The sequence below is a fragment of the Sulfitobacter sp. SH22 genome, assembly GCF_965641905.1.
GTDB lineage: Bacteria > Pseudomonadota > Alphaproteobacteria > Rhodobacterales > Rhodobacteraceae > Sulfitobacter.
The window spans coordinates 84,320-93,989 of sequence record NZ_CBFFKI010000003.1; the positions used below are offsets into that span (position 1 = coordinate 84,320).

A 9,670-nucleotide genomic window follows, 5' to 3' on the forward strand; every position below is an offset into this window, starting at 1 on the left:
GTTTCTTAGCCCCAATCCAGATCAAGACCTTGAGCCTTGGCTGCATTCAGAGCGTATTTCTTGGTTTGGCTAAAGGCATCGGTCAGCTCTTGCTGGCCTGCCGCGTCGGTAATTTTGTCAAAAGCTGCGGCAACACCTTCGGGGGTATTGTCATCGCCGGTCAAGGTCACGCCTTCGGTTTCATAGACACGCGTTTGGGCAAAGCTGCCCGCACCCGCACCCAGGATCACCCGGCTGGGGCCGTCTTCGCTGACCAGATACAGCAAGCCGGGTGTGATGGTTTCGGGGGCCAGCAACTCCTGCGCCTGTTCGGGCAGCAGATCGGCGGTCATCCGTGTTGCAGCCGTGGGGGCCAGCGTGTTGACGCGGATGTTGTCGCGCGCGCCTTCCAGATGCAGCACGTTCATCAACCCCATCATCGCCGCCTTGGCCGCGCCATAGTTGGACTGGCCAAAGTTGCCATAAAGGCCCGACGCCGACGAGGTCAGCACGATGCGACCGTATTTCTGTTGGCGCATGATCGGCCAGCACGCGTGGGTGACATTGGCAGAACCGATCAGGTGCACATCGACGACCTTACGGAAATCCGACATCTCCATCTTGGAGAACGTCTTGTCGCGCAAGATACCGGCGTTGTTGACCACGATATCAATGCGGCCCCATGCCTCCATGACCTTTGCGACCATATCGGCGACGCCTGCCTCGTCCGACACATCGCAACCGTGTGCCATCGCCTCGCCACCCGCATCGCGGATTTCCTGCGCAACGGCTTCGGCGGCGGTGGATGATGCCCCCTGCCCGTCTGTTGTTACGCCAAGGTCGTTAACCATAACGCGGGCACCACGCGCGGCCAGCCCCAAGGCGTGGCTGCGGCCAAGACCGGTACCAGCGCCTGTTACAATCGCCACGCGGTTATCAAATCGGATGTCCATCATAGCCCCTTAATGCAATGCTTGTTCAAAGATGTTCGGCCCGCTCATCACATTGATGCCGCCGCTCACCGGAATGACAGCGCCCGTAACATAGGCCCCGCCGATCCCACAAAGAAACAGCATACAGCCCGCGATGTCAGTATCCGTACCCACGCGACGCAGCGGCACATCTTCGCCGACCTTGCTGCGCATGTCTTCGTCATGGGTGGCAAAGGCGGTCATGCGCGACACAAACGGACCCGGTGCCAAGGCGTTGACGGTGATCGCATCACCCGCCAATTCCTTTGCCAAAATCTTGCTCAGGTGGATCACGGCGGCCTTGGACGCGGAATAGCTATAGGCCCCATCGCCCATCTCGCGTTCACCCATGACCGAGCCCACATTCACAACCCGTGCAGGGTCTTCGATGGTCGCGTGTTTCTTGAGCATGGGCAGCAGTTTTTGCGTCAGGTCGAACAGACCCGCGACATTCACCGCCATCACCTTTTCCCATGCCTTGAACGGGAAATCCCCCAAGGGCGCACCCCATGTAATGCCCGCGTTATTCATCAGGATATCAAGGCGATCCGTGCGCGCCTTTACCGCCTCGACCATGGCATCGACCCCCGCTTCGGTGCCGACATCGCCGGCAAAACCGATGGCTTTACCGCTGGCACCCATCGCGTTCAGCTCTGCGGCGACGGCCTCGCAGGCGTCCCCCTTGCGGCTGGCGATCAAGACAGTCGCACCCGCACGGATCAGCGCTTCGGCAGCCATGCGGCCAATACCTGTGGCCCCGCCGGTAATAAGGGCGGTTTTGCCTTCAAGGCCGAAAAGTGTATTGATATCCATAGTTTAAAATCCTCTGTGCTTGGCGACTTGGGCCGCGTGATAGCCGTAATCGCCGAGCCATTCGGCACCCACACGGGCGCGTTTCATGTAAAATCCGATGTCATAGGCGTCGGTCATGCCGATACCGCCATGCATCTGGACACCTTCCTGAACCGCCAGCTGCGCTGTCGAAGTCGCCCGCGCCTTGGCCAGTGAAACGGCCATCGTCGCGTTATCAGGGTCTTCGTCCAGCATGCGACCTGCGTTCAGGATCGCCGATGCCGTCACCTCGATCTCGCACCACAGATGGGCGGCGCGGTGCTGCAAGGCCTGAAAATTGCCAATGACAGTGCCGAATTGCTTGCGCTCTTTCAGGTAAGCGACCGTCATCCCGAAGGCACCGGCAGACAGGCCCGCCATTTCAGCAGCAAGTGCTGCCTGACCTGCTTCAAGCGCAGGCTTCAACACGCTCATCGCGCTATCGACCTGACCTAGCACATCCTCGCCCGTGGCTTCGACGTTATCAAAATCAACGCGCGCGGAATCCCGTGCGTCGATCATGTTTTGCGCGGTGCGATTGATGCCTGCGCGGTCGGCGGGGATATCGAACAGGGTCAAACCATCATCGGTTTTAGCCAGCACCAGCAAACGATCTGCCAGCGCCCCATCCACGACAAATGTTTTCTTACCACTCAGCCGGAAGCCGTTGCCCTCGCGCGTGGCCACCATCGACGCAGCTTCGGGGTTGAACTTGGGCGTCTCGTCAACGGCAAGCGCATAGGTCACGTCACCCGTCGCAATCGCAGCCAAAGCTTTCTCCGCCCGTGCATCGCTGACATTGCGCAGCGCAGTCGCGGCGATCACGGCGGTCGACAGAAACGGGCTGACGACCAGGGTCTTGCCCATTTCATGTGCCAGCACACCCGCAGCGGCATGGCCCATATCGGAACCGCCAGCAGATTCAGGCACCAATACGCCGGCCCAGCCCATATCGGCCATTTCTTTCCACATCTTCGCATCGTGGGTTTTGCCCGCATCGCGCAGGTCACGGAACGCTTTGACGGGGGCGGATTTGTCCAGAAAACCCCGCGCGGCATCCGCCAGCATGGTTTCGTCTTCGGTCATTACCAGATTTGCCATAATTTATGCCCCCAGCCCAAGTACGCGACGCGACACGATGCTCAGCATCACCTCGGATGTGCCGCCTTCGATAGAATTCGCTTTGGTGCGCAGCCAATCGGCTGGCCGATTGCCCAAGGGACCGTCCCATTCCAACGCATCGGACCCGCCCGCAGCCATCAGCAATTCGTGGCGCTGTTTGTTCAGCTCGGTGCCCATGTATTTCAGCATCGCAGATGCATCACCCGCACCGGTTCCTGCTTCGGCCTGATCCTTATAGCGCTCGAGTGTCAGCCCAATCGCCAGCGCATCCACCTCGCAGCGCATCGCGTCGGCGCGCAGGGTGGTCTCCATTTCCTGACCTTCGCCAAGGGATTCGTTCAAAACCGCCCCCAAAGCACGCCCGCCAGACAGGCCTTGGCCGCCGCCGGAAATCATCTCGCGTTCATGGGTCAGCAGGTATTTCGCCACGTCCCAACCGCGGTTTTCGGTGCCGACAATCTGGTGTTTCGGCACCTTCACATCGGTAAAGAATGTTTCGCAGAACACGGACGCGCCCGAGATCAGCTTGATCGGGCGTGTTTCAACGCCCGCCTCTTCCATATTGATCAACAGGAACGAAATGCCCTTGTGCTTGGGCGCTTCGCGGTCGGTGCGGATCAGCGCGAAAATCCAGTCTGCCTTGTCGGCGTATGAAGTCCAGATTTTCTGGCCGTTCACCAACCAGTGGTCGCCCTTGTCTTCGCCGCGGGTCTGGACGCTGGCCAGATCGGACCCTGCACCCGGCTCGGAATAGCCTTGGCACCAGCGGATTTCACCGCGTGCAATCGGGGGCAGATAATGCAGTTTTTGTTCGTGCGATCCGAAATGCAACAAGGCTGGCCCAAGCATCCAGATGCCAAAGCTGTCCAAAGGACTGCGGGCACCGATGCGGTTAATTTCCTCTTTGAAAATCTTTTCCTGCGGACGCGTCAGCCCGGCACCGCCATATTCAACCGGCCACGTGGGCACGGTGTAACCTTTGGATGCAGCGCGTTCCATCCAGTCGCGTTGTGCGTCGGATTCGAACTCGAAATTCTTGCCACCCCAACAAATGGATGCTTCACTGGCTTCGCCACCGCGCATTTCGGCCGGGCAATTTGCCTCGAGCCAATCGCGTAGTTCAATGCGGAAACCCTCCAGTTCCTGATTGGACTGCATCGTCTTCTCCCCCCTCGTTTTTGCGGATAACAATTCCGCACTGCAAAATTGCATTTCGAAATTCGATTGACAAGACAGTTTCTGAACGCGCCTATTGTTTGCAAATTCTTGAGGAGGAATGTCGAAATGAAAGCCATGCTAAGCACCGCACCAGGCGGCCCCGAAACCCTTGAACTGACCGAGCTGCCACAGCCCGAACCGAAGAAAGGCGAGGTCCGTATTCGTGTGCGCGCTGCCGGCCTGAATTTCCCTGACACGTTGATAATTCAGGATCTTTACCAGATGAAACCGCCGCGCCCCTTTGCCCCCGGTGGCGAAGTTGCAGGTGATGTTGACGCCATCGGCGAAGGTGTCAAAAACCTTGCTGTCGGCGACCGTGTGCTGGCGATGAGCGGCTTTGGCGGCTTTGCCACCGAGATGTGTATCGACGCCGGACGGGTCATGAAAATCCCTGATGCGATGCCATATGACGAAGCGTCATGTTTGGTGCTGACCTATGGTACCTCGCATCACGCGTTGAAAAACCGCGCTGAAATCAAGGCTGGCGAATCCCTGCTGATCCTTGGTGCGGCGGGTGGCGTGGGTGCTGCTGCGATCGAGTTGGGCAAAGCTGCCGGTGCAAAAGTCATCGCCGCCGTATCGTCCGAGGAAAAGGCGCAGTTCTGTCGCGATCTGGGTGCGGATGAAACAATCGTCTACAGCCGCGATATGGACGACCGTGCCGCGCAAAAAGAGTTCTCGAACCAGATCAAACAGCTTGCGGGCGGTGACGGTGTTGATGTCGTCTATGATGCCGTCGGTGGTGCCTACGCCGAACCAGCCGTGCGTGCGCTTGCATGGAAAGGCCGCTATCTGGTCGTTGGCTTCCCGGCAGGCATCCCGAAGATTCCGCTGAACCTGACCTTGCTGAAAGGCTGCCAGATCGTTGGCGTGTTCTGGGGTGCGCATACCCTGCGTGAACCAAAGGCCCATGCGGAAAACATGGCTGATCTGTACCGGATGTATGCCGAGGGTAAGATCAAGCCACGTATCTCAGCCCGTTTCCCGCTGGAAAAGGCTGCTGACGCGTTGACCCTCATGCAGGATCGCAAGGTTCTTGGCAAAGTCGTGCTCGACGTTGCTTGAGCCCAGAAGGACCCTGAAATGACAAACAAACAAATCGTAATTGCCGAGCTACCAACCGACGCGTTGACGCTTGCGCATTTCAAAGAAGCCACAGCCGATATGCCCACCGCTGGCGACGGTCAGGTTGTGCTGAAAGTCATCCTGATGTCCATCGACGCGGCAAACCGATCGTGGATGAAGGGGGCCACGTACCGTGCAGCCGTGAATGCAGGGGACGCCATGCCCACCTACGCGATCTGCGAAGTGACCGAGACCAAGTCGGACCGTCTGGCGGTTGGCGATATCGTCGCAGCCGAAGCAACCTGGTCGAACTACGTCGTGGCTGACGCGCGCAGCTGCGAAAAGCTGCCCAAGGTGCCGGAACTGTCCAACCTGATGTCCGTCTATGGCATCGCGGGCAAGACGGCGTTTCACGGGTTGATTTCAGTGGGCCAGCCGATTGCAGGGGAAACCGTGCTGGTATCGGCAGCGGCAGGGTCGGTCGGCGGCTATGTCGGGCAAATCGCGAAGGCGCTTGGCTGTCGCGTGGTCGGCATCGCGGGCGGCGCGGATAAATGCGCATGGGTCAAAGATGAATTGGGCTTTGACGACTGCATTGATTACCGCGCGCCGGGCATGTCCAAAGCGTTGCGGGCTGCCTGCCCTGATGGCGTCGATGTGTATTTCGACAACGTCGGCGGCAAAGTGTTGGAAGCCGCATTGTTCAGCATGAACGAAAAAGGCCGCATCGTTTGCTGTGGTGCCATCAGCCAGTACGACACCGAAACCCCCACCGGCCCGCGCAATCTGCCCGGCCTTGTGGTGGTAAAACGTCTGCGCATGGAAGGCTTTATCGTCATGGATTGGGCTCACAATGATGCAAAGGCGCTGCGCGCACTGCAAACATGGGTGGCGAATGGCCAGATCAAAGTGACCGAAGACATCGTTGAGGGGCTTGAGAATGCCCCCCAAGCATTGATCGGGCTGTTGGCCGGCGACAACAAAGGCAAGCGCATGGTGCGCGTTGCCGCAGATCCATCCTGAAGGAGCATGTAAGATGTCAGCACTCAAAGACGCCGTGGCGCATAGTGAATCCCTGATCGGAACCGAAGTCGGCGTATCCAACTGGATCACCGTTGATCAGGAGATGATCGACCAGTTCGCCAAAACGACACACGATCTGCAATGGATTCACATTGATCCGGAACGCGCCGCCGCCGAAACGCCTTTTGGCGGGACGATCGCCCACGGTTTTCTGACGCTGTCACTGGCAAGCCGCTTTGCCTATGACTGTTTTGACATGATGCCGGGTCAGGTCATGGGCATTAACTATGGCATGAACAAACTGCGGTTCTTGAAACCTGTCGTCGCGGGTTCACGGCTTCGCGGGCGGTTCACCTTGCAAAAGGTCACGGCCCGCAATGCGACGGATCTTCTGCGCGAAAACCTATTAACGGTCGAGATTGAAGGCGAAAAAACCCCTGCCTTGATCGCTGAATGGCTTGGGCTTGCCGTCTTTAAAGACTAAATCCTATCGCGTTTTCAATCAAAGGCCGTCCGGTGCCGGGCGGCCTTTGATTTCAAGGGCATGCAGGTCTGCGCGCCTATTTGTCCGGGGCCGCGCAAGGTGCGGCTTTGGTAACCATCGGGCCACATTGACCGCGTGTTTCAGCAGGTACCGGCGTGGCCGCAACGGGGCCTAATCTGCGATACACCGCAAACGCAATACAGGCCATGATACCCATGATCGGGATCAAAACCCCCATTGCCACAACAGCATTTCCCATCAACGCGCCCAATGTCCCCATCAGCAGCCCTGACCCCATCTGGATAAAGCCCAGCATCGATGCCGCCGCCCCCGCAGTACGACCAAAAGGTGCCAGCGCGGCTGTGGACATGGCTGGCATCACAAAGGCAATCCCAAAGGAATAAATCCCGACCGGAATCATCACATGCAGGAAGCTGGCCGGCCAGATCAGCAGCGTCGAAGACCCGATACTGCCCACCGCAACAAAGAAAAGACCCGGCCCGACCAAGCGATTTGCGCCGTGCTTGACCATCAGCTTGCGACACAAAAGCGAGGCGGCAAAAAAACTGCCCGATTGCGCCAGCATCGCCACACCGAACTGCGAAGAGGATAGCCCGACTTCGTTCATCAAGATAAACGGCAGGAACGTCGCCTGGGCATAAACGGCACCCAATGCACCTCCCATGACCAGTGCTGCGGTCAGAAAATGCCGGTTGGTCAGTAGCATTGTATAGGTCCGCCCAAGCACCGCGAAATTAAGTCTGCTCCGGTCAGCGACGACAGTTTCCTTCAATCCAAAAATGACGACAGCAATCAACCCGACACCGAATAGCGTCATCAGCAAAAAGATCGACCGCCAGCCGAACAGCGGCAACATCAGCCCGCCAATCGTGGGTGCCAAAGCCGGGCCTATCGCCAGAATGATGCCGATCAGGTTCATGATCCGCGACGACTGGTCATCAGTGAACAGGTCGCGCACTAAGGCCCGCGAAATGGCAACGCCAACCGATGCCCCGATCCCCTGAACGAAACGCGCGCCCATCAACACCTCTACCGACGGGGACAGCATCGCGACGAGACTTGCAATACAATATAGCGACATGAAAGCGATTGTTACGGGCCGCCTGCCCAAGGCGTCAGAAAGCGGCCCCGCGACCAGTTGCGCACAGGCAAAACCACCAAAATACAAGGTCAGCGTCAGCTTTATAACCGATTCAGTAGACCCAAAGTGCTGTACCAGCTCTGTCATGGCAGGCGTGTAAAGGGCCATCGAAACGGGGCCGATTGCCACCAGCATTGCGCCGATGATGCTCACTCTGCGTTCAGTCATCAGCGGGGTGGTCATCTTGCGTCTTCTGTTTTGGCGGCCGCGACGCGTGGGCCATCGATATTGGCGCGCAGCTTGCGTGCGGTTTCGACGAAAGCGGCCCAGTCATCAGGGCACAGACCCGTGGAAATCGTTTGTTCAGTCCGCTCCCCCGCCTGTGCAATCTGCTCCAGTATACCGCCTGCCTTTTCCGTGAGCGTCACGATCTTGGCCCTGCGATCTTTGGGGTCGGCTTCCCGTGCGATCAGCCCTTCGGCCTCAAGGCGGTCAAGAAACCCGGTCAGGCTCATCGGGGTCATGCCAAGGCTTTCTGCCAAAAGATGTTGTCGCGTCGGACCGCTGCGGGCCATGTGCGCGATCACGCGCGCCTCTGCTGCGGTAACAGTCAATTCCGCCGCTTCAATTTCGCGGGCAAAGACGCTCCGCGTGATCCGGGCGATATCGTTAAACAAAAAGCCGAAACTGTCTGGGTCGATCGTTCTGCGCATCCGTGCTCCATCGCTTCTTTATAAGCTAGCCTTATTATATCCAAGAGTTAGCACGTATAGACCCACTGTCAAATTCTATCGTTTTACGTAGCCCAAAGTTTTATCCCCTACTCACTTTGAAACAGGTGCGATGCGTGGAAGTGCGCCCCGCCGATAGAAAATTAGAAGGAAAGCTGGGGTGATTTGGTGTGTCTGGCCAGAATTGCGGTTCGATCGCCAGACCGGCAAACTTCCCATAGGCCCGCCCCTCGTGGCCTTTGAACGCACCGGTATCAATATGTGCTCCATTGTAGATTTGCACACCGGGCTGGTCGGTTTGAACGTCTAGCGTGATCCCCGACGCCTCAAGGCGGCAGGCGGTTTGCAGTGCCATCGTGGGTACATCCAGACAAAAGTTGTGATCCAGCACCGGGCCAATCCCATGCGGGCTGGTGTAATCGAATGCCGTGCCTTTTACGGTTTTGGGTTCACCCAAAGGGATTTGATCAGCATCCACGGGCAAATAGCGGTCAGCCAGCACCGTCAGGCTGTGATCTGACAGGTCGGCACGCCCGGACAGGTTCCAATACCCGTGAAACGCCGGGCTAAAATAGGTATCCCTGTCCGACTGGCCTTTGATCTCGATCTCCAGCGCACCCGAAGCGTCCAGACGGTAGGTGGCCGTCACCACTTGATTCCCCGGAAAACCACCAAGCCCATCCGGGTGGTTTAGCGTAAGCTCGCATTCGGCTTCCGAGACCTTGGTGAATGTCCAGTTATGGCCGTCAAAACCCGCACATCCGGAGTGCAAAGTCGTGCGCCCGTTTTCGTTAGTATCCAAATGATTTATTTCACCGTTCACGCGCATCTGCCCATTGGCGATCCGGTTTGCGACGGGCCCGACAATCGCCCCAAAATATCGCATTGGTCCAAGGTATGCGGCAAGGGTTTCGCCCCCCAGAACAAGGCTGTGATCAACCCCCGCGACTCGGTAGTCCTGAAGCGTCGCGCCCCATGACAGAATTCGGGCACGCGCTCCGCCCGCCCGCAGTTCACAGACAAAAACCTGCTCGCCGTTAGGGCTAACATCAAAGGGTTTGGTCACATTTGCATCCACTTTTATTGCCTTTCAACGCGGTTTCCCCTGCAGTTGCACTCAGAAACATCACGATAAAAATTGATT

The 9,670-nt window shown here is 58.0% G+C and carries 10 protein-coding genes; 3 read left to right on the top strand and 7 right to left on the bottom strand.

The window, feature by feature from the left end; all coding sequences use genetic code 11:
* Positions 1-5: 5 nt before the first annotated feature.
* From ACSQ13_RS02105 to ACSQ13_RS02120, 4 genes are read right to left on the bottom strand one after another with little or no spacing between them, the layout of a single operon-like run.
* Complete coding sequence (locus tag ACSQ13_RS02105; RefSeq protein WP_176248683.1) at positions 6-932, bottom strand: SDR family NAD(P)-dependent oxidoreductase; 927 nt, start codon at positions 930-932, stop codon at positions 6-8.
* A 9-nt stretch (positions 933-941) separates the two neighbouring features.
* Positions 942-1,763 carry an SDR family NAD(P)-dependent oxidoreductase gene (locus tag ACSQ13_RS02110; protein ID WP_176248682.1) on the bottom strand — a complete coding sequence of 274 codons (822 nt, stop codon included), beginning with the start codon at positions 1,761-1,763 and terminating at the stop codon, positions 942-944.
* Between the two features lie 3 nt (positions 1,764-1,766).
* Positions 1,767-2,882: an acyl-CoA dehydrogenase family protein gene (locus ACSQ13_RS02115; protein WP_295512357.1), complete on the bottom strand. Its 1,116-nt coding sequence runs from the start codon at positions 2,880-2,882 to the stop codon at positions 1,767-1,769.
* A 3-nt stretch (positions 2,883-2,885) separates the two neighbouring features.
* Entirely contained in the window at positions 2,886-4,061 is a 1,176-nt protein-coding gene (locus tag ACSQ13_RS02120; RefSeq protein WP_295512355.1) for an acyl-CoA dehydrogenase family protein, read from the bottom strand.
* Positions 4,062-4,187: 126 nt separating this feature from the next.
* Here ACSQ13_RS02120 and ACSQ13_RS02125 point away from each other — a divergent pair, with 126 nt between their 5' ends.
* Genes ACSQ13_RS02125 through ACSQ13_RS02135 form a run of 3 tightly spaced genes read left to right on the top strand, consistent with a single transcriptional unit; the run spans position 4,188 to position 6,693 of the window.
* Positions 4,188-5,186, top strand: a complete 999-nt coding sequence (locus ACSQ13_RS02125; RefSeq protein WP_176248679.1) for an NADPH:quinone oxidoreductase family protein — start codon at positions 4,188-4,190, stop codon at positions 5,184-5,186.
* A gap of 18 nt (positions 5,187-5,204) precedes the next feature.
* Entirely contained in the window at positions 5,205-6,209 is a 1,005-nt protein-coding gene (locus tag ACSQ13_RS02130; RefSeq protein WP_176248678.1) for an NADP-dependent oxidoreductase, read from the top strand.
* Between the two features lie 13 nt (positions 6,210-6,222).
* Entirely contained in the window at positions 6,223-6,693 is a 471-nt protein-coding gene (locus tag ACSQ13_RS02135; RefSeq protein WP_176248677.1) for a MaoC family dehydratase, read from the top strand.
* A gap of 76 nt (positions 6,694-6,769) precedes the next feature.
* On the opposite strand, the gene ACSQ13_RS02140 is transcribed toward ACSQ13_RS02135, so the two are convergent.
* The 3 genes from ACSQ13_RS02140 to ACSQ13_RS02150 all read right to left on the bottom strand — a co-directional run bounded on the left by ACSQ13_RS02140 (position 6,770) and on the right by ACSQ13_RS02150 (position 9,592).
* The gene (locus tag ACSQ13_RS02140) at positions 6,770-8,038 is read right to left on the bottom strand and encodes a multidrug effflux MFS transporter (protein WP_176248676.1); all 1,269 of its coding nucleotides are present in this window, start codon (positions 8,036-8,038) and stop codon (positions 6,770-6,772) included.
* Positions 8,035-8,508, bottom strand: a complete 474-nt coding sequence (locus ACSQ13_RS02145) for a MarR family winged helix-turn-helix transcriptional regulator (RefSeq protein WP_176248675.1) — start codon at positions 8,506-8,508, stop codon at positions 8,035-8,037. The genes ACSQ13_RS02140 and ACSQ13_RS02145 overlap by 4 nt, the downstream gene beginning before the upstream one ends.
* Positions 8,509-8,608: 100 nt before the next feature.
* Complete coding sequence (locus ACSQ13_RS02150) at positions 8,609-9,592, bottom strand: aldose epimerase family protein (protein WP_295512351.1); 984 nt, start codon at positions 9,590-9,592, stop codon at positions 8,609-8,611.
* Positions 9,593-9,670 lie beyond the last annotated feature (78 nt).

Bases quoted from the DNA above. Each gene is read 5' to 3' on its own strand.
- ACSQ13_RS02105 (WP_176248683.1), bottom strand. From the start codon at position 932: ATGGACATCCGATTTGATAACCGCGTGGCGATTGTAACAGGCGCTGGT.
- ACSQ13_RS02110 (WP_176248682.1), bottom strand. From the start codon at position 1,763: ATGGATATCAATACACTTTTCGGCCTTGAAGGCAAAACCGCCCTTATT.
- ACSQ13_RS02115 (WP_295512357.1), bottom strand. From the start codon at position 2,882: ATGGCAAATCTGGTAATGACCGAAGACGAAACCATGCTGGCGGATGCC.
- ACSQ13_RS02120 (WP_295512355.1), bottom strand. From the start codon at position 4,061: ATGCAGTCCAATCAGGAACTGGAGGGTTTCCGCATTGAACTACGCGAT.
- ACSQ13_RS02125 (WP_176248679.1), top strand. From the start codon at position 4,188: ATGAAAGCCATGCTAAGCACCGCACCAGGCGGCCCCGAAACCCTTGAA.
- ACSQ13_RS02130 (WP_176248678.1), top strand. From the start codon at position 5,205: ATGACAAACAAACAAATCGTAATTGCCGAGCTACCAACCGACGCGTTG.
- ACSQ13_RS02135 (WP_176248677.1), top strand. From the start codon at position 6,223: ATGTCAGCACTCAAAGACGCCGTGGCGCATAGTGAATCCCTGATCGGA.
- ACSQ13_RS02140 (WP_176248676.1), bottom strand. From the start codon at position 8,038: ATGACCACCCCGCTGATGACTGAACGCAGAGTGAGCATCATCGGCGCA.
- ACSQ13_RS02145 (WP_176248675.1), bottom strand. From the start codon at position 8,508: ATGCGCAGAACGATCGACCCAGACAGTTTCGGCTTTTTGTTTAACGAT.